The 17,925-nt window shown below is 65.8% G+C and carries 20 protein-coding genes; 7 read left to right on the plus strand and 13 right to left on the minus strand.

What is annotated here, in order from left to right:
• Positions 1-67: 67 nt before the first annotated feature.
• The 8 genes from Mrose_RS04805 to Mrose_RS04840 form a co-directional block, all read right to left on the minus strand.
• Positions 68-547, minus strand: coding sequence for a hypothetical protein (locus Mrose_RS04805; RefSeq protein ID WP_119276291.1), 480 nt, complete (start codon positions 545-547; stop codon positions 68-70).
• Positions 544-1,266, minus strand: coding sequence for a hypothetical protein (locus Mrose_RS04810; RefSeq protein WP_119276292.1), 723 nt, complete (start codon positions 1,264-1,266; stop codon positions 544-546). The genes Mrose_RS04805 and Mrose_RS04810 overlap by 4 nt, the downstream gene beginning before the upstream one ends.
• Complete coding sequence (locus Mrose_RS04815; protein WP_182482673.1) at positions 1,263-1,967, minus strand: ATP-binding cassette domain-containing protein; 705 nt, start codon at positions 1,965-1,967, stop codon at positions 1,263-1,265. The genes Mrose_RS04810 and Mrose_RS04815 overlap by 4 nt, the downstream gene beginning before the upstream one ends.
• Complete coding sequence (locus tag Mrose_RS04820) at positions 1,960-2,319, minus strand: GntR family transcriptional regulator (RefSeq protein ID WP_119276293.1); 360 nt, start codon at positions 2,317-2,319, stop codon at positions 1,960-1,962. The genes Mrose_RS04815 and Mrose_RS04820 overlap by 8 nt, the downstream gene beginning before the upstream one ends.
• 76 nt (positions 2,320-2,395) lie before the next feature.
• Positions 2,396-3,121, minus strand: a complete 726-nt coding sequence (locus Mrose_RS04825; protein WP_147371572.1) for a hypothetical protein — start codon at positions 3,119-3,121, stop codon at positions 2,396-2,398.
• Positions 3,118-4,056, minus strand: coding sequence for an ABC transporter ATP-binding protein (locus Mrose_RS04830; RefSeq protein WP_119276295.1), 939 nt, complete (start codon positions 4,054-4,056; stop codon positions 3,118-3,120). Before Mrose_RS04830 ends, Mrose_RS04825 begins: the two co-directional genes overlap by 4 nt.
• A 271-nt stretch (positions 4,057-4,327) precedes the next feature.
• On the minus strand, positions 4,328-6,703 hold the full coding sequence (locus Mrose_RS04835) for a penicillin acylase family protein (RefSeq protein WP_119276296.1): 2,376 nt from the start codon (positions 6,701-6,703) through the stop codon (positions 4,328-4,330).
• Positions 6,704-6,828: 125 nt separating this feature from the next.
• Entirely contained in the window at positions 6,829-7,230 is a 402-nt protein-coding gene (locus Mrose_RS04840) for a VOC family protein (RefSeq protein ID WP_119276297.1), read from the minus strand.
• A gap of 179 nt (positions 7,231-7,409) precedes the next feature.
• Here Mrose_RS04840 and Mrose_RS04845 point away from each other — a divergent pair, with 179 nt between their 5' ends.
• Both Mrose_RS04845 and Mrose_RS04850 read left to right on the plus strand, forming a co-directional pair.
• Positions 7,410-7,646: a CDGSH iron-sulfur domain-containing protein gene (locus Mrose_RS04845; RefSeq protein WP_119276298.1), complete on the plus strand. Its 237-nt coding sequence runs from the start codon at positions 7,410-7,412 to the stop codon at positions 7,644-7,646.
• Positions 7,647-7,736: 90 nt separating this feature from the next.
• Complete coding sequence (locus Mrose_RS04850) at positions 7,737-8,687, plus strand: aldo/keto reductase family protein (RefSeq protein ID WP_182482675.1); 951 nt, start codon at positions 7,737-7,739, stop codon at positions 8,685-8,687.
• Positions 8,688-8,705: 18 nt separating this feature from the next.
• Here Mrose_RS04850 and Mrose_RS04855 read toward each other — a convergent pair whose 3' ends face one another.
• Both Mrose_RS04855 and Mrose_RS04860 read right to left on the minus strand, forming a co-directional pair.
• Positions 8,706-9,101, minus strand: a complete 396-nt coding sequence (locus Mrose_RS04855) for a hypothetical protein (protein WP_119276300.1) — start codon at positions 9,099-9,101, stop codon at positions 8,706-8,708.
• Positions 9,102-9,289: 188 nt separating this feature from the next.
• On the minus strand, positions 9,290-9,724 hold the full coding sequence (locus Mrose_RS04860) for a hypothetical protein (protein ID WP_119276301.1): 435 nt from the start codon (positions 9,722-9,724) through the stop codon (positions 9,290-9,292).
• Between the two features lie 203 nt (positions 9,725-9,927).
• Between Mrose_RS04860 and Mrose_RS04865 the strand changes: the two genes are divergently transcribed.
• From Mrose_RS04865 to Mrose_RS04885, 5 genes are all read left to right on the plus strand, one after another.
• On the plus strand, positions 9,928-10,914 hold the full coding sequence (locus Mrose_RS04865) for an NAD-dependent epimerase/dehydratase family protein (RefSeq protein ID WP_119276302.1): 987 nt from the start codon (positions 9,928-9,930) through the stop codon (positions 10,912-10,914).
• A 48-nt stretch (positions 10,915-10,962) separates the two neighbouring features.
• Positions 10,963-12,306, plus strand: coding sequence for an FAD-binding oxidoreductase (locus Mrose_RS04870; protein ID WP_119276303.1), 1,344 nt, complete (start codon positions 10,963-10,965; stop codon positions 12,304-12,306).
• The gene (locus tag Mrose_RS04875) at positions 12,307-12,951 is read left to right on the plus strand and encodes an HAD hydrolase-like protein (protein ID WP_119276304.1); all 645 of its coding nucleotides are present in this window, start codon (positions 12,307-12,309) and stop codon (positions 12,949-12,951) included.
• Between the two features lie 66 nt (positions 12,952-13,017).
• Positions 13,018-13,878 (plus strand): cell division protein FtsX, encoded by an 861-nt coding sequence (locus tag Mrose_RS04880; protein ID WP_119276305.1) that lies wholly within the window; start codon positions 13,018-13,020, stop codon positions 13,876-13,878.
• Positions 13,875-15,149 (plus strand): murein hydrolase activator EnvC family protein, encoded by a 1,275-nt coding sequence (locus Mrose_RS04885; RefSeq protein WP_119276306.1) that lies wholly within the window; start codon positions 13,875-13,877, stop codon positions 15,147-15,149. The genes Mrose_RS04880 and Mrose_RS04885 overlap by 4 nt, the downstream gene beginning before the upstream one ends.
• Before the next feature lie 127 nt (positions 15,150-15,276).
• On the opposite strand, the gene hpf is transcribed toward Mrose_RS04885, so the two are convergent.
• The 3 genes from hpf to Mrose_RS04900 form a co-directional block, all read right to left on the minus strand.
• Complete coding sequence (gene hpf, locus Mrose_RS04890) at positions 15,277-15,837, minus strand: ribosome hibernation-promoting factor, HPF/YfiA family (RefSeq protein WP_119276307.1); 561 nt, start codon at positions 15,835-15,837, stop codon at positions 15,277-15,279.
• A gap of 274 nt (positions 15,838-16,111) precedes the next feature.
• On the minus strand, positions 16,112-16,798 hold the full coding sequence (ftsE, locus tag Mrose_RS04895; RefSeq protein ID WP_119276308.1) for a cell division ATP-binding protein FtsE: 687 nt from the start codon (positions 16,796-16,798) through the stop codon (positions 16,112-16,114).
• Between the two features lie 41 nt (positions 16,799-16,839).
• Positions 16,840-17,925, minus strand: a 1,086-nt coding sequence (locus tag Mrose_RS04900; protein ID WP_119276312.1) for a putative ABC transporter permease subunit, incomplete at its 5' end; no start/stop codon positions are given.

The raw sequence follows: 17,925 nt of genomic DNA on the forward strand, positions 1-17,925 counted from the left end.
TCCACCTCCAGCGGCGAGTATAGGAAACTGTCGTGGCCTAGCCTACTGACTAAAGTCATGCCTTCGCTCAGCCGCAACCGAGGCCCGGCCCCACCTCCAACCGGGCCTGGAGGGCGCCGTCAAGGCGGAGGTCGGCGATACCCTGGGGCCCTAGCTGCTGGCTAAAGCAGTTCCCAGACCGCAGCCTGCCGTCCACGTACACCCCGCCGCCGCCGGCCCAGACGATCTTGTAGGCCACGGCCCGCTTGGCTTTGAGCACCATCACCCCATCGAGCACCGTCCCCCGCACGAACCAGACCCCATCGCGCTTGCCCGTCGAGCAACCCACGCAGTCGGCCCTTGAGCTGAGCTCAAAGGCATCCTCCTGGTAGCCCCGGAACCGGCTGTCCTCCGCGGTGCCGTCGCCGCTGAGCAGGCCCCATAGGATCAGTCCCAGTAGCCCCAGGCTCACCAGCCGTGCGCTCAGGCTGGCACTGCCACGCCACAGCAAAAAAGCCACCACCGCCAGCAGGGTGTATCCCACCAAGTTCAAGAAGGTGAAATTCATGCTTCCACCTCGTCCCACACCCGCCCGGCCAGCAGCAACAAACCCACAGCCAGCAGCAGGCTCAGCAGCAGCGGCTCGAGCGGCAACCGGATGTCGTCGAGCCGGTTGTTCAGGCTCTGCAAGGAGAGCGTCAGCGGGGGCAGCGCCGCGTAGGCGACCTTCGAGCCCACCTGCACCAGCGCGCCAGCCAGTGAGAAGAAGCCCAGGAAGGCCACCAGCCCCGCCAGCCAGCCCAGCCTCGAGAGCTGGTAGCTCTGCACGTAGCTGAAGGCAAGCAGCAAATAAGCCACGCCCGGCAGCCAGAACAGACCCAGCCCGTAGAACAGCAGCGTCATCGTGCTGCTCAGCCCAGGCATCCCCGGCACCACCCGGTCGAAGTAAGCCCACAGCAACCCCGTCAGCACCAGGGCAAACAGCGTCCCCAGCACGCCCCAGTACACGAAGCGAGCCAGCTGGTGCACCAGGCCGCCGGGCACGCTGGGCAGCAAACCCGTACCGTCCTGCCGGGCGCTGAGGAACAGCGCCACCACCAGCAAGGTGCTCCCGACGGTCGCGGCGACCGAGAACAGGGCGATGGCTTCTTCTTCCGGTTGGTTCAAAGGATTGGCCCCCAGCCGGGCCAGGCCCACCGCGGTAAGGAGCAGGATGCCCGCCAGTACGGCCACGAAGGACTGGGACTTGCGAAACTCCAGCCACAGCAAAGTCGGCAGGGCGCTCATGCCAACACCTCCACGAAGGTCTCGCGCACGCTCCTGCCCCGCGCGCGCAGTTCTTCGGCGCTCGCGTCGAGCACCACCCGCCCTTCCTTGAGGAAGACCGCCCGATCGAAGATGCCCTCGGCCTCGGCCACTTCGTGGGTGGAGAGGACCAAGGTGGCTTCCTCGCGCCACTGGTGCACCAGGGTCTTGAGAATGCGGTCGCGCGAGATCAGGTCGATGCCCGCCAGCGGCTCGTCGAGCAAAAACAGCCGGGCTTCGCGGGCAAGTACCATAGCCAGCCGCAACCGGGCCCTCTGGCCGCGCGACATCGAACGCGAGGGGCGGGCGGGCACCTCGAGAAAGGCCAGCAACTCCTTATAGCGCACCCGGTTGAAGTCGGGGTAGAGCCCCTGCATCAGCCGCTCGCCGTCGGCGGGCGAGAGCCAGGGGTAGGTCTCGGCGTCGGAGAGGTAGGCCACGTGGGCCCGCATGGCCCTGGGCCTGCCACCCAGCACCTCCACCCTGCCTTGGCTGGGCACCAGCAGCCCGGCCAGCAGCTTCAGCAGGGTGGTCTTGCCCGCCCCGTTGAGCCCCAAGAGCCCGATGGCCTGTCCCTGGGGCAGCTCGAGGCTGACCTCATGCAGCCCCTCCTTCCCGCCGTAGCGCTTGCTGACGGCCTCGAGCCTAGCCAGCAGGTCAGAGGCCGTAGGCCCGTTACTCATCCGCCACCTCCTTCAAAGCCTGCTGGGCCTCCTCCTTGCTCAAGCCCAGGGCCCTCGCCTCGGCCAGGAAGCGCCGCGCGGCCTCGACCAACAGGGAATGCCTGAGCCGCTGCACTTCGACATCCTCCTTGACAAAGGTACCCAGCCCGCGCCGGGTTTCGCTCAACCCCTCGCGCTCGAGTTCGCTGAAGGCATGGATGACGGTGTTCGGGTTGACCTTGAGTTCGGTCGCCAGGTCCCGGGCCGATGGGAGCTTGTCTCCGGGCTTGAGCTTTCCGTTCGCCAGCATGCGTTTCACCCCTTGAACGATCTGTGCGTAGATGGGTCCGGCTTCAGTGTCGAGTTGCCACACGCTTACCCACCTCCTGGGCCGGCCCGGAAGACCGGCACGGTGCCGATGGACTGCGAAAGCCGGGGGGAGCCCACGGCTAACCCCCCAGGTCCTGGCGGCGCAGGACGGCCCAGGAGAGCGCCACGAAGGCCAGCGCGTAGCCCACGATCCCGGCGAGTTCGGCGCCGAGCCCGGCCCCGCCACCCAGCCAGGCCTCGCTAAGCGCCGCCGGCAGGTAGCGGCCTACCTCGGGCCAGAACCACAGGATCACCGCCTCGAGCACCAGCGCGTAGCCCAGCACGCCGCCCAGCACCGCAGCCACCGAGCGCCCCGCCACCGCCAGCAACAGTGCTAGGCCCAGGTACGGCAGCTCCGCCACCGCCGTCTGCAAAACGGTCGCCGCTATGCGGGCCCCGTCGGTCTGCAACTGCGCGGGCCAACCCCCTGCGTAGAAGCTGAGGACCGTCAGGCTCACCCCGAACGGCATCGCCACCACCAGCGCCAGCGAGCCCAGCATCGCCAGCCAGCGCGCCAGCAGCCAGGCTCCGCGCGGGGTGCCCCGGGAGAACAGCAGGGCCAGGGTCCGCCAGCTATACTCCTGCGCCGTCCAAGCACCCAGGATCGCGGCGGCGAAGATGCCCAGGCTCCGCGCGGCCTCCCTGCTCAGCAGCAGCGTGAGGGCGTAGTGGCGGGCAGGAGCCTGCTCCCGCAGCATCAGGTACTCGACGAGCCCCACCAACGCGGCTGCGAAGGCCAGCAGTAGCCAAGCGCCCCTGCGCCGGAACGCCTTGTCGGCCTCCACCTTGAGAATTCCCATCGTCACTGCCCACCTCCCGTGAGCTCGAGGAACAGCTCCTCGAGGCCGCCCTCGATGGGCACCACCTCGCTGGGCGGCAGCCCGGCCTGAACCAGCCGGGTCACCACGGCCCGGGCCTCGAGGCCACGCACCAGCAGGTACTCCCCCTGCACCTCCGCCCGTTCGGCCAGCCCGCCGAGGGCCAGCGCCGCCTCCTCGGGGCTTTCCACCCGGACCCGCACCCCGTCGCCGCGCGCCAGCAGGTCGCGCACCGCCCCCTGGGCCACCAGCTTGCCCTTGTGGATCACGGCGATGCGGTCGCAGACCTGCTCAACCTCGTGCAGGATGTGGCTCGAGAAGATGATGGTAACGCCCTGCGTGGCCAACGAGCGCATCAGCTCGCGCATCTCCTTCATGCCCGATGGGTCCATACCGTTAGAGGGCTCGTCGAGGATCAGCAGCTCGGGCTCAGCCAGCAGCGCCATCGCGACGCCCAGCCGCTGCTTCATCCCGGTGGAGTACGACCCCGCCGCCCGGTGCGCGGCCCTGGCGATCCCCACCTGCTCGAGCACCTCCTCGACGCGCTGCCGTGAAACACCCCCTTGCAGCCCCGCGATCAGCTCGAGGTGCTGCCGCGCGCTCAGGTGCGGGTAGATCGCGGGCGCCCCCAGCAGAGCCCCCACCTTGCGCAGCGCGTGCGTGCGCCCCGGCCGGACGGGCTCCCCCAGCAGCTCCACCTTCCCCGCGCTCGGCTCAACCAGCCCCAGGATCATGCCCAAGGTGGTGGTCTTCCCCGCCCCGTTGGGCCCCAGGAAGCCGAAGATCTCGCCGCGGCGGACCTCGAGGTCCACCCCCTCTACCGCCAGCACGCCCCCGAAGCGCTTGCTCAGCCCCTCGACCCGCAGTACGGTTTCTCCCCGCGCCTTCAGGATGGGCTGAGTTTTGGGAATTGCTTGAACCATTTGACCTCCTATGTAGTGCACTAGCTAACTAGTACACTAGGCTAAAGGGGCTGGAGTGTCAATAGCCGATAGCCGATAGCTAAGTGCCCTCCAACTAATTTGTCCCCATCCTGGGGCCCCCACGGGAAGCGTTTAGCCATACCAAAGGAGCGCTTCGGTTCACAAACCGCCTACGATGGAAAGCTTCCCGTGGGGTACTTAATAGCTGATGGCTGAACACCAGCCCTCCCCAACGGCAGGCCGGTGGTTCGCCCCCGCGGAAATGAGGGATTCAGCGACCGGGCTCGAGCGACAGCCGCTCCCGCACCGGGTAGCCTTCGGTGCGCATGGGCAGGTAGGCCCCCTTCTGCCACATGGGCAAGAGGTCGTCGAACTGGGCCGAGAGCAGGTTCCCCGACTGGCCCATGGGGTGGATGAAGCGGGAGTTGTTCAGGTCAGCCAAGTCCACGATATGCCGGTAGCTGGGGCCGTGGGTCTGCTCGAAGGTTTTGGCGTTGTAAGGCCCCACGTTGACGGTGTAGCGGTCGCCGCCGAAAGGCACCTTGCGGTCGGAGAAGCGCTTCAGGGGGCTGTTGGTCAGGATGGGGTGGTCGAAGACCGCCTGGTGCAAGCTGCCCCAGGCCGGGGGATTGTCGCCCAGGCGGTCGAGGGCGGTGTCGAGAGCAAGGGCAGCGAAGTCCAGGCAGCCCTCCACCACCTCGGTCTCCTTCTGGTCGCAGTTGGGGTCGCCCGACTGCATGGCCTGCAACAGGTAGCGGGGCTCGTCCCAGAACTCCTGGCCCACCTCCTTCGCGGGCAGGCGAGTGAGCTCGGTGTACCAGGTCTGGAAGACCGTCGCCTCGACCGAGTCGGGGCGCATATTGCCGTCCCAGGCCAGCAAGCGTGCCCTCCAGGTCTTGGCCCGCTCAGAGAGCGCGCTCAGAGCTTGCAGCAGCGGGCGGAAGTCGCGGTAGAGCAGCGAGTACTGGTCCTGCTGCATGGCCTGCATGTCCTCGGGGCTGAGCTTCTCCTTGGACAGGATCAACTGCCGGATGCGCTCGGCCCGCAGTGGCTCGGCCCACTCCAGCGACATCTGGTTGGGATAGCCCGGCGGCAGCACCCGGTTGTTGGCCGTGACGATGAAGCCTTCCTTCGGGTTGAGCACCCTGGCCCAGCGCTCGAAGGGCACGTACCCCTGCCAGTCGAAGCTGCCATCGCCGGGAACGGGGGTGAGGCCGCTGTGCCCGGCCTTGCGGATGGGGAATTTGCCCGGCGCGATATAGCCAATGTTGCCGTCTATATCGGCATAGACGAAGTTCTGGCTGGGGGTGGAGTAACGTGCGAGGGCCTCGGTGAACTCGGTCCAGTTCCTGGCCCGGTTGATGCCCGCGAAGGCCTCGAGCAGCCGGTCCTGGGCGTCGAGCGCGGTCCAGCGCAGGGCCAGGGGCTTGCTGCCCGGCACGTCGCTCACCACGTCGGAGATCACCGGGCCGTAGACGCTCTCGCGCACCTTCAGCGCCACATCGGGCTCGCCCTTGACCTTGATCACCTCGTTGCGAATGCGGTAGGGCTCGAGCCGCCCCTTGTAGCGGTAACCGGTCGAGGCGTTGTCCTCCAGCACGTAGAGGTCCTGCACGTCGGCGCCCACGTTGGTCACGCCCCAGGCGATGCGGTCGTTGTGTCCGATCACCACGCCCGGAAGACCCGGCAAGGTGGCCCCGATGGCGTTGTAGCCGGGGGCCTCGAGGTGGGCCAGGTACCACAGAGAGGGCACCCCCAGGCCCAGGTGGGGGTCGTCGGCCAGCAGGGGCTTGCCGGTGGTGGTGCGCGAACCCGCGATCACCCAGTTGTTGGAAGCTTCCATGAAGCGGGGAATGCTCCGGGCGAGCTCGAGCAGCGCCTCGGCCTGAGTCCGCGTCGCGGCGTCGGGTTTCGGAGTGGGGCTGGGTGCGGGGGCAGGCGCAGGCTGGGGTTTGGGCAAAGGGGGCAGGTCGGCAGCCTGGAGGATGGTCACGCCATTTTGCGGATAGGCGGGCAGGAGCTGGGCCAATCGCTCGGGCCTGATCCCTCTGGCCAGCAGCCGGTAGCGCTCGAGTTCTTCCTCCCAGTTGGCCGAGAGGTCGTAGGCCATCATCTTGGCCCACACCAGCACGTCGGCAGGTTTCCAGGGCTCAGGGCGGAAGCCCAGCAGGCGGTACTCCAGGGGCAGGGGGGGATCGGTCTCCAAATAGGCGTTGATCCCGGCGACGTAGGCATTCACGATCGCCTTGCCCTCGGGAGAAAGGCTGTCATAAGCCTGCTCGGCAGCGTGGTAGAAGCCCCAGGTGCGCAGGAACTTGTCCTGGTTGACGGTGGCCGGACCCACCACCTCCGATAATCGCCCCGCACCCACCCGGCGCTGGAACTCCATCTGCCACAGCCGGTCCTGGGCGTGCACCACCCCCAGCGCGAAGAACAGGTCCTCCTCGCTGTGGGCCTTGAGGTGCACCACCCCGCTGGGTTCGCGCAGCACCTCCACCGGAGCCATCAAACCCCGCAGGGCCAGGCGACCGCTGTGCTGAGGAAGGGTGGCTCCCCGCAGCCACAGCCACCCTACTCCTCCAGCGAGGACCACCAAGACGACGAAAAACAGCAACAGGCGACCCAAAAAACGCAGCAGTCGGCGCATTTTACCCCCTTTTACTGAGTACAAGTATACGCCTGGGGAGTGAAAGGGATGCTGAGAGGTCGTACGTCGTACGCAAGACGCAAAACGCGAGCGGCTATCGGCCAGCCGCTCTTCGTTGAGGCTTTTTAGGTAAGCTGAGCCGTTTCCCCTCGCCAGAAGGCGCTTCCACCCGACTTCCGGCGATCAAGGAACACTTCGACCGTGTTGCCGTCGGGGTCTTGCAGGCACAGCACCCAGGCGATGCCCCGGTCCTCGAGCCCGTGGCGCACGCCCTCGAGTTCCACGAACCTGCGGGCGGCTTCGAAGTCCTCGGGCGTAGCCACGGCGAAGCCCAGCGTGACGGGCCCGGCGGGCTCGCCCTCGGTCAGGGCGAGTTCGAAGTGGGTCTCGCTTTCGGAAGAGACCAGCAGCGAGGTTTTGTCGAAGCGCTCACACAGTTGCAGGTCGAGGAAGCGGGTGTAGAAGGTCACGGCGGCCTCGAGTTGCCGCACCTTGAGGTGAACGTAGGCCAGGCGGGTCGTGTACATCGGTCGTATTGTCAAACGCGCTCTGCCCGGCGTCAAATGGCGCTCAGGAAACGGCGGCTTGCTCCCACGCGACAGGGTTTTTGCTCACAGCTCGGCGCTTCTATGCGCAAGCCGCCACAGGTCTTGGCTCGCAGGGGCCCAGTACCGCTAGACTGAAGACAGGTCAGGGGTGATGCAAAGTGAAGCTCGAGTTCAAGGAAAACGGCCCCATCGTCATCGAAACCGGCGGACGCTGCGTTTTCCGCGACGCGCAGGGGGAGAGGGTCATTGAAAAACCCAGGGTTTCGCTGTGCCGCTGCGGGGGCTCGGCCAACAAGCCCTTCTGCGACAGCACCCACAAGACCAACGGCTTCGTGGCCCCGGCAGCCGTGATCGAGTTCGACGAAGACCTGGTGCTCGATGTTTCCAGGCTCTGAGGCGCGACGATTGGCGGCCTCGAGCGGCTCAGCCTCACATTTCGCTGAACTAGGGCAGGGTTAGATTGCCTGGGGGTACCGATTATGGCAATGCGCTATCGCAAACTTGGAAAGTGGGGCATCAAGGTATCGGAGATCTCGCTGGGGGCCTGGACCACCTATGGCGACGCGGTCAAGGACCTCAAAAGCATCAAGCAGATCGTCAAGCTGGCCTATGACGGGGGCGTGAACTTCTTCGACAACGCCGACGCTTATGCCAAGGGACAGGGCGAGGAGATGATGAGCAAGGCCCTCGCCGACTTCCCTCGCCACACCCTGGTGCTCTCCACCAAGCTCTTCTGGCCCATGTCCGACGACGTCAACGACCGCGGCCTCTCGCGCAAGCACATCCACGAGAGCATCCACCGCAGCCTGAGGCGCATGGGCACCGACTACGTGGACCTGTACTTCTGCCATCGCTATGACCCCGAGACGCCCATGGAGGAGATCGTCTCGAGCATGAGCAACCTCATCGACCGGGGCCTCATCCTGTACTGGGGCACCTCCGAGTGGCCCGCCGCCCGCATCGTCGAGGCGGTGCAGGTCGCCAGGGCCGGGGGCTGGCACCCGCCAATAGTCGAACAGCCGCAGTACTCCATGCTCGCCCACGACCGCTTCGAGAAAGAGATCCTGCCCGAACTCGAGCGCTACGATATGGGCGCGGTAGTCTGGAGCCCTTTGGCCCAGGGCATGCTCACCGGGCGCTACGACAAGGGCATCCCCAAGGGCAGCCGCTTCGAGCGCTACCCGCAGTTCGCCAACCGCTTCCTGACCGAGGAAAACCGCAAGAAGGTCAAGGCCCTGAAGAAGGTGGCCGACTCCCTGGGGCTCAGCCGCACCCAGCTCGCCCTGGCCTGGGTGCTGCGCCACAAAGGGGTCAGCAGCGCCATCACGGGAGCCACCAAACCCGAGCAGATCCAAGAAAGCCTCGGCGCCGCCGGAGTGGACCTGCCGCCGGAGGCCCTGGAGCAAATCGAGAGCATCCTCAACCCGGCGAAGTAGGTGTGGCGGGTTGCAAGCTTACGAAGCCAGCGGCAGATGGCACAGCCACACCCCGCTCCTGGCCCGCCACCCCTCGGGGAACTCCACGTTGGGTGGCAGGGGCACCGAGATCACCTTCTGCCCCACGATCTCGAACTCGAGGGCGGTAAAGAGCTTGTCGAGCACCTGGCCCAGGCGGCGGGTCTCGAGCGGGTTGAAGCGCAGGCGCTCGAGGTGAGCCTCGAGGCTCTTCAGACCCGCATAGGGCCAGAGATCGGCCACATCGCGCCAGCGCCGCGGCGGCCCAACCAGCAACTCGGCCAGCACCAGGCCTAAGCCGGGGTGTTCCTTCTGGAGCCGTTCGGGGTCAAACTCCAACGCCAGCTCGAGATGAACCTCGACGTCTTCCCAAACTTCTGTCTTTCGACGCTCCATACCTCAGCGTGCAACAGCTATCTCGAGCTGTCAAGCGAAAATAACCCGATCCGGACGGCACAAACCGAAAATTGTGCCTGACAATTCACCTCCTAGAGTGTCAATGACCCAGGCCAACCCATCACGCCCTTCATCCGCGCGATTTGCCTCGATCCCGCTCAGTAGCCATGGCACGGTAAAAAGATTGCTTATAGCGCGACCAAATCGACTAAGTCCTCCAGCCACCCGTCGGTGGGAAACACATCCAGAGCGTCGGCGGCCTGTCGGGTTTGCCCAGCTTGCTCGAGGTCCTTCATGGCTTCCCAGCCACGGGCGATCAGCCGCAGGGTGTGCCATTCCCCCTCGCGATCGCCCAGAAGGCGGTAAGTCCCCAAAGCACCTGTCAGGACCAGGATTGCCACATCAGGGCGCTCGAGTTGCAAGCAACCAATTCCCCACAGCAGTTGCGCCTTCGCCCACTGAGGAGGGTTGTCAGTGCGGCGGGCGAGGTGTTCGGCTTGCTGGGCGTAGCGCAAAGCCCGCCCCGGCTCGTCGTGGAGCAGGTAGTGCCGGGCCTGGCCGAGCAGATCGGAGAGGGCCTCTTGTGGGTGAGGAGGGAAGGTGGTGGAGGCGTCGCATTTCATGGTAGAAGACCCTAAAGCACGGCAGGATCACACGTTCCAGGCGTGTTCCCCACCGACGAACCAACACAAGCGGGCAGAAGCTGCCCATCACTCGACCCAGCGTAGCCGAAGGAACACTCGGAGGATGGGCAATTCGTCACCAAAGGACCCGATCTTCGGCTCAGAAACGTCTCACTGGAAAACGGGCCTTCACAATCGAAGCCATGAACCTTCTCGTGCTGGGCGGTGGGCAGTTCGTCGGGCGCCACATCGTCGAAGCGGCCCTGGAGCGCGGCCACACGGTGAGCAGCTTCAGCCGGGGCAAGACCAACCCTCAGCTTTTCCCCCAGGTGCGCAAGCTTATCGGGGACCGGCGGGCCGGGGATTTGGGGGCGCTCGAGCAGGGCACCTGGGACGCGGTGGTGGACGTAAACGGCTACTTTCCCCGCGAGTTGCGGCAGAGCACCTCGCTGCTGAGAGGCCGGGTGGGCCGCTACTTGTTCATCTCGACGGTCTCAGTCTACGCCGACCCCAACCGCACCGATGAGGACGGCCCCGTGCGGCAGGTGGAAAACCCCGAAACCCAGGAGATGACCCCCGAGGTCTACGGCGGGCTCAAGGCCATCTGCGAGGACATCGTGCGGCAGGCCTACGGCGAGCAGGCCACCATCGTGCGCCCGCACCTGGTGGTGGGCCCCCACGACCACACCGGGCGCTTCTCCTACTGGCCCTGGCGGGCCGCGCAGGGCGGGGAGATGCTCTTTCCGGCCCCGCCCGAAGACGCCATGCAGCTCATCGACGCCCGTGACCTCGCCGCCTTCGTCGTGCACCTCCTCGAGCAGGACACCCCCGGCACCTACAACGGAGCCCGCCCCCACTTCACCCTCGCCGAGTTGCGATCGGCCCTGGCCCAGGCCACCGGCAACGCCTTCGAGCCTGTGTGGGTGGACGCTGGGTTTTTGCAGCAACAAGGCGTGCGCCCCTGGGTCGACCTCCCCGCCTGGATCCCAGGCGACGGCCTCTCCCACACCCCCACCGGGCGCAGCCAGCAAGCCGGCCTGAAGTACCGAAGCCTGCTCGAGACCGTACAGGACACACTGACCTGGCTGAAGAACCTCCCCGAGGTCAGGGTCGTCGGGATCAGCCGCGAACGCGAAGCGGAGTTGCTCGAGGCGTGGAAGGCGAGGGGAATGTCGATGGTCGATAGCTGACGGCTTCCCGCTTCCCTCCCCCGCGCCCCAAGCAGGTAAACTCGAGCCATGCTCGATAGCCTCAAAGCCGCATTGGCGGACAAGGTCAGCACCGCACCCACCGACCTCGAGACCCACGGCAAGGACGAGGCCTACCCCATCCGTTCGCTGCCCCAGGCAGTGGTCTACGCCCAGAGCCTGGAGGACGTGGTGCGGACGCTGGACTGGGCGCGGGAAAGCGGCTTGGCGGTGATCCCCTTCGGCACGGGGACCAGCCTCGAGGGCCACGTCCTGCCGCAAGGGCCGGCCATCAGCCTCGACCTCTCCCGTATGAACCGGGTGCTGGAGGTTCGTCCCGAGGATTTCCTGGCGATAGTCGAGCCCGGCGTGACCCGCGAGCAGCTCAACGCCGCGCTCAAGGGCACGGGGCTGTTCTTCCCCGTGGACCCCGGCGCCAACGCTTCGCTGGGCGGCATGGCCTCCACCAACGCCTCCGGCACGACCACGGTGCGCTATGGCGGGATGCACCACAACGTGCTGGCCTTACAGGTGGTGCTGGCAGACGGGGAGGTGCTGGAGCTGGGGCGGGCCGTGCGCAAGACCAGCGCAGGCTACGACCTCAAGGATCTCTTCATCGGCTCCGAGGGCACCCTGGGCGTGATCACCCGGCTCACCCTGCGGCTGCACCCGCTGCCCAGCCACGTCCACACCCTGCGGGTCTTTTTCCATAGCCTCGAGGCCGCCGCCGACGCCGCCTATGCCCTCATGGGCTCGGGGCTGCCGCTGGCGCGGCTTGAGTTGCTCGACGAACTGAGCCTCAGCGCCATCAACCGCTACCTTCAGCGAAGCTACCCGGAAAAGCCCGCCCTCTTCGTGGAGTTCCACTCCTCGACCCGCGAAGCCCTCGAGGCCGAGTCGCAGATGGCCCTCGAGCTCATGCGTGAAGCCGGAGCCGTCGCCGTGGACGCCGCACGGACCCCCGAGGAGCGCAACGCGCAGTGGGAAGCCCGCCACCAGCTCTACTGGGCCTTGGTGGCTCAGTACCCCGGCCACAAGTTCATGATCACCGACACCGCCGTCCCCCTCTCCCGCATGCCCGAACTCGTGCGGCACTCGCAAAGGCTGCTGCGGGAAATGGGTCTGGGTGGCAGCATCGTGGGCCACGTGGGCGACGGCAACTTCCACACCCTCGTCGCCACGGGCGAGCAGGACTACCCCAAAGCCGAGGCCTTCTCGGCGCGGCTGGTGGAGAAAGCGCTCGAGCTCGGCGGCACCTGCACGGGTGAGCACGGAGTGGGCCTGCGCAAGAAGAAGTACCTGGCCCACGAGCACGGGGCGGCGCTGGAGTGGATGCGGCAGCTCAAGCGGCTTTTCGACCCGCAGAACATCCTCAATCCGGGCAAGGTGGTTTGAATGCGGCTCGCTGCCATACTCTTCGACCTCGACGGTACCCTGCTCGACACCGAGCCCGGCATCCTGGCCTGCCTTCGCCACACCCTCGAACACTTTGGCCTGCCCGGTCAGACCGACGCCGAGCTACGCCGCTTCATCGGCCCGCCCCTCGAGCAGGCCTGGCGTGAGCTGGTGGGGGCGGCCCACGTCGAGGAAGCCGTAGAAACGTACCGGCGCTGCTACGACCTCGAGGGTAAGTTCAAGGCCACGGTGTTCAAGGGGATCGAAGCTGCCTTGCGCGAACTGGCCTGCCGCCACACCCTCATCGTGGCGACCTCCAAGCGGCAGGTCTTCGCCGAGGAGATGCTGGAGCGCTTCGGCCTCACCCCCTACTTCAAAGCCATCTACGGCGTCACGCCGCCCCAGCTCTCCGAGCCCAAGGCCCACCTGATCGGGCGCATCCTGCGTGACTATGGCCTCAGCCCCCAACAGGCGGTGATGGTCGGGGACCGGGAGTTCGACGTGATCGGGGCTAAGGCCAACGGGATGGCCTGCGTCGGGGCCTTGTGGGGCTATGGCAGTCGCGAGGAACTCACCCTTCATGGAGCCAGCCTGCTTTGCGAGAGCCCACGGGAGCTGATCGAGGCCGTGGCGGGCCTGGCTTGAGGTTTCTTTTCATCTAAGGCCGCCCAGGCTCACGCTTCTGGCTTATTGACCCTTAGACTAAAGGGCGTGTACGCCATCTCTCAGGCGCTGTGTGCCCTGCGCCATCACCTCACCAGCACCCTCGCCACCTTCACCACCTCGCTGGTCTCGTTTACCCTGCTGTTTTTGCTGGGCCTGGTGTTATGGAACCTGGGCAAGGTGGTCAGTTCGCTCGAGCGCGAGGTCGAGATCGCGGCCTTTCTCAAACCCGGCAGCGACGTCAGCGCCCTGCGCGAGCAGGTCGCCGCTTTCGACGAGGTGCTCGAGGTGAGGGTCGTGAGCAAGGAAGAGGCCCTGGCCCAACTCCAGCTCTCCTACCCCTACCTCTCCCAGGCCCGCGAGCTCATCGAAAACCCTCTGCCCAACACCCTGCGGGTGGTGCTCAAAAACCCCAACCAAGTGCGCGCTGCCGCGCGCAAGATCGAGCGCCTGGAGGGCATCGAGAGCACGACCTATGGCGGTGAGATCACCGAGCAGTTGCTGAAGGTGCTGGGCGGGGTGCGCCTGGCGGCCCTGCTTTTGATCGGCCTGCTGCTGCTGGACACCCTTTTCAGCGTGATGGGCACCATCCGGCTTTCCATCGAAAACCGCCGCGAGGAACTGCGGGTGATGCAGCTCGTGGGGGCCACCCGGCGCTTCATCCAGGGGCCTTTCGTGGTGGAGGGCCTGTTCCTGACTCTGCTGGCCTCGCTGGCAGCGCTGGGGCTGGGCCTGCTGGCCTATAGGTTCCTGGCTGCGGCCCTGCAACAACTGCTCCCCTTCTTGCCGGTGCTGGGCACCAACGACCTGCTGCTGGCCGCGGGGGCGCTGGTGCTGCTGGCGGTGGTCCTGGGGGTGGGTGGGGCCTATTTGTCGAGCCGTGCTAACCTCAAGGAGAGCGACTTATGAAGCGCAGCGGCGTCCGAGGGGGAATCTGGGGTCTGTCCCTCCTCGTGCTGTGCGCCCTTTTCTTTGCCAGCGTGTTCTCGCAGAGCCTCAGCGAACTCGAGCGCCAGCGCCAGCAAACCCTCCAGCAGCAAAAAGCCAACCAACAGCGCATCGAAAAGCTAAACCGCGAGCTGGCCAACCTCGACGCCCTCACCGCCCAGCGCCTGAGGGACCTGAGGTCCCTGGAGGGGCAGATCCAGCAGTTGGAAAAGGAAAGGGCCGATCTGGGGCGGCAGATCAACCTCCTGCAGCAGCAGGTCAGGGAAACCGAAGCCGAGATCGCCCAGAACGAGGCCCAGCTCGCCGACCTCAAGAAACGTCTCGCCGCCCTGATCAACAGCCTTTACCGCGAGCAGGCCGGGCGCTACCTGCCGCTGCTACGGGCCCAGAGCTTCACCGACCTCTCGGTACGGGCGAGGTGGGTGGGCTACCTCGGCAACCAGCAGACCAACCTCATCCAGCGCATCAACTTCCTGCTCGAGCAGCTAGCGAGCCAAAGAGAGCGCCTGATCTTGCTGGTGCGCGACCTCAACGCCAAACAGGCCGATCGCCAGAACAAGATCAACCAGCTCACCGCCAGCCGCAGCCAGCTCCAGGCCACCCTGGCGGCGTTGCGGCAGCAGGCTGAAGGGCGCAAGGTGCTGCTGCGCGAGTCGCTCATCGCTCGCAACGAGCTCCAGAACCAGCTCAACAGCGTGGTGGCCGCCATCACCAAAGAACAGCGCCGCCTGGCCGAAGAACGCCGCAGGCGCGAAGAGGAAGCCCGCCGGCAGCGAGAGCGCGAAGCCGCCGAACGCCGCCGCCAGCAGCAACTCGCCGCCCAGCAGAACAACTCCGGCCTCGAGCCGCTCGCCATCATCCCCAACGTCGTCGTGGGCACCCTGCAATTCCCGGTTCCCGGCGGGAGGATCGTCGCGCCCTTTGGCCTGCAGGGCACCTATCAGGTGATCCAGGGGCCCGGCGACTTCAGCCCGGTGGTCGCGGCGGCCAGCGGGGTCGTGCTGGACGAGTATCCCGTCAGCAACACGGGTTGGTGGATCATCATCGCCCACGGCAACGTAACGAGTTTCTACATTGGCCTGCAATCCCCGCTGGTGCAAAAAGGGCAGCAGGTGAGCAAGGGCCAGCGCATCGGCTATACAGGGGGCGCCGCCCTCATCCCCGCCGATACCCTGTGGTTCGCCGTAGCCAATGACGACGGTGTGCAGGTTGACCCCTCGCGGTATTACTGAGATTGCCGAGGGCAGGGCGCGTCGAGGCTCGAGGGCTGGTAATCTTCGGCGTTTGGCGTTTGGCGTACGACGGCTTCATAACAAAAATGGTGCGGCCAGTTGACCGCACCAGAATTTTGGCTCGAGTTCAAGAGGGTTCGATCAGGCCATAGTTCCCGTCACGGCGGCGGTAGATCACGGCAAAGCCTTCGGTCTCGGCGTTGCGGAAGACGAAGAAATCGTGGCCCAGGGCCTCCATCTGGATGGCGGCATCCTCGGGGGTCATGGGCTTGACGGCAAAGCGCTTGATCCGCACGATCTGGGGGGCGCTTTCTTCTTCAGGCTCGAACAGTGCCGCAGGAGGGGCGGCGTTGAGGGCGGCCTGCCGCCGGGCAGCAGCGTGGTGGCCGTTGAAGTGGCGTTCCTTGTAGCGCTTGAGCTGGGTCTCCAGCCGGTCTACGCTCTTGTCGATGGCCGCATACATATCGGGGTCAGACTCTTCTACCCGCACGATGCCCCTGGGGACATTGATCTGGATCTCGCACTTGGCGCGATTCTCCACACGAGGAGCACTCGCCATCGAGAGAACCACCTTAGCATCGACGATGCCGTTCATGTAGCGGTCGAGGCGCTCGAGCTTTTTGTCCAGATAATTCTTGAGGGCATCGGTGATCTCGATGTTGCGGCCTACCAGTTTGTAAATATTCATCTGGCCCTCCTTGGAAGTCGGGATGAGGACTCGAGACTCATCCCAGAACCCTTTTCCCTAAAGGTGCCCTGGGTGGAAGGGGATTCTGCCGCCCTTACACGCGGGCTGCACTGGGTGCCTTCGACCTTTAGGTGCTTTATCCTACCGCTGAGTCTGTTCAGGCGGTAGAGCCTTCCGACCTTGATCCGCTCCAGGCAAGGGTGTAGGGTAAAAGTTGGGTAGATCGAACGCAAAACGCTATTCGACCGTGGCCGTGGGCGTTCGGCATACGAACTCAGCTCAGGCTGTACTTACCCGAACGGTCGTCGCGCACGAGTTGTCCGGCCTTGAGCACCAGCACCCGCTGGGGATAGGCTTCTACCAGCTCGCGCGAGTGGGTCGCCACTATGACCGTGGCCCCGCGAGCGTGAATCGACTTGAGGATTTCCAGCACCGTGATGGCGTTGGTCAGGTCGAGGTTGCCGGTGGGCTCATCCGCCAGCACCACCGGGGGGTCGCCGATGATGGCACGGGCGATGGCGACGCGCTGGGACTCTCCTACCGAGAGTTCTTCGGGGAAAGAGCGTTTTTTATGAACCAACCCTACCAGCCGCAGCACGCGGGTGACGCGGTTTTCCCACTCAGCTTTGGGCACCCCCAGCACCCGTAAGGCAAACAGCAGGTTGTCCTCGACAGTCTGATCCTTCAAGAGGCGGTGGTCCTGGAAGACCACCCCGATTTTGCGCCGGTGCAGGGCGATGCGGTCGCCGCGCAGGGCCCTGAGGTTTTCCCCGCCGAAGTAGATGGCCCCGCTGGTGGGCTCGAGCCGCTTCAACAAGAGCGACAGCAGGCTGGACTTCCCCGCCCCCGAGTGGCCGACCAAGAAGCAGAACTCCCCCTTTTTGATCTCGAAGTTGATGTCGTAGAGTGCCTTGGTCTGGGTGCGGGCGTACTCGAGGGTCACCCGGTGGAAACCGATCATGGCAGCAGTATAAAAGCCCGGCGTGAGGCGGATGTGCGACTTCAAGCCGGATTCCCCATGCGCCTGTAGCCGAAGGCCAGGGCCACGAGGGCGGGCAGAAGGGTTACGACGGCCAGAAGCAGCAGCCACAATGGCCCCTCGGGGCCTGCGAGGTAACTTCCCCGGCTGCCGAAGGACAGGTAAACCGGACGGGCCGCCAGCACCACCAGGAAGGCCGAGTGCAAAAGCGAGAGGCCCATGTACAGCAGGCCGCCCAGGCCCAGCGGCACCTCGGCGGGGTTGGAGGCGTCGAAACGAGGAAAGGCCGAACCCAGCCCAACGCCCAGCCCCGCCGAAGCGATGGCCGAAGCCACCGCGATAGCCACCGAGATCTGGGTCAGGTTGGCTCCCAGCCCGATCACCTGGGGAGAGAGCAGGCCAAGCAGCAGCGCCAGCGGAAGCAGGAAGGCCAGGGCCAGCCCGAAGCGGGTCAGCAGCAGGGTCAGGCGGCTGACCGGGGCCGTCTGAATCAGCCAGAAGCCAGGCCCCTCGAGCGAGTACAGGGGATAGGCCAGCCGCACGCCCACCCCGGCGATCACGAAGCCCTGGAAAGCCAGGTGCAAAAAGCCCACCACCACGCGGAAGCGCTCGCCCTCAAGGGGAATGAACTGCAAGCTGGTGGTGTACAGCAGCACCAGCACCCCCACCAGTACGAGCTGGGCGGCCTGGTTGGCATCGCGGAAGAACAGCCGCAAATCACGCACCCACAGGGCCCTCGCCCGGCCACTTGCCCCGAACCGGTCCCAAAAGCCCGGCCCCCTCAGGCCCCGCTCCTGCACGGTGCCCTCCAGAGCCCGCACCCAGCCGATCTGATAGGCATAGCCCGCCACCAGCCCGGCCAGCGCCAGCAGCAGCAGCGATAACCCCACCAGCCCGAAGAACTCCAAGGTGAAGCGGCCTTTCATCAGCCCGTCGAGGGCATCGGAGGCGAGGCTAGAGGGCAAAAAGGGGGCGGTGGGGTTGCGGAAGCTTTGCAGGAAGCGGTCGAGCGCATCGGGGTCGGCGAAGTTGGTCTGGATCAGGGCTTCGGGGCGCACGGCCCGCAGCAAAAAGATCAGGCCGCCTCCCAGCACTGCCCCCACCGCCGC

The sequence above is a fragment of the Calidithermus roseus genome (genome assembly GCF_003574095.1).
In the GTDB taxonomy this organism is placed as follows: domain Bacteria; phylum Deinococcota; class Deinococci; order Deinococcales; family Thermaceae; genus Calidithermus; species Calidithermus roseus.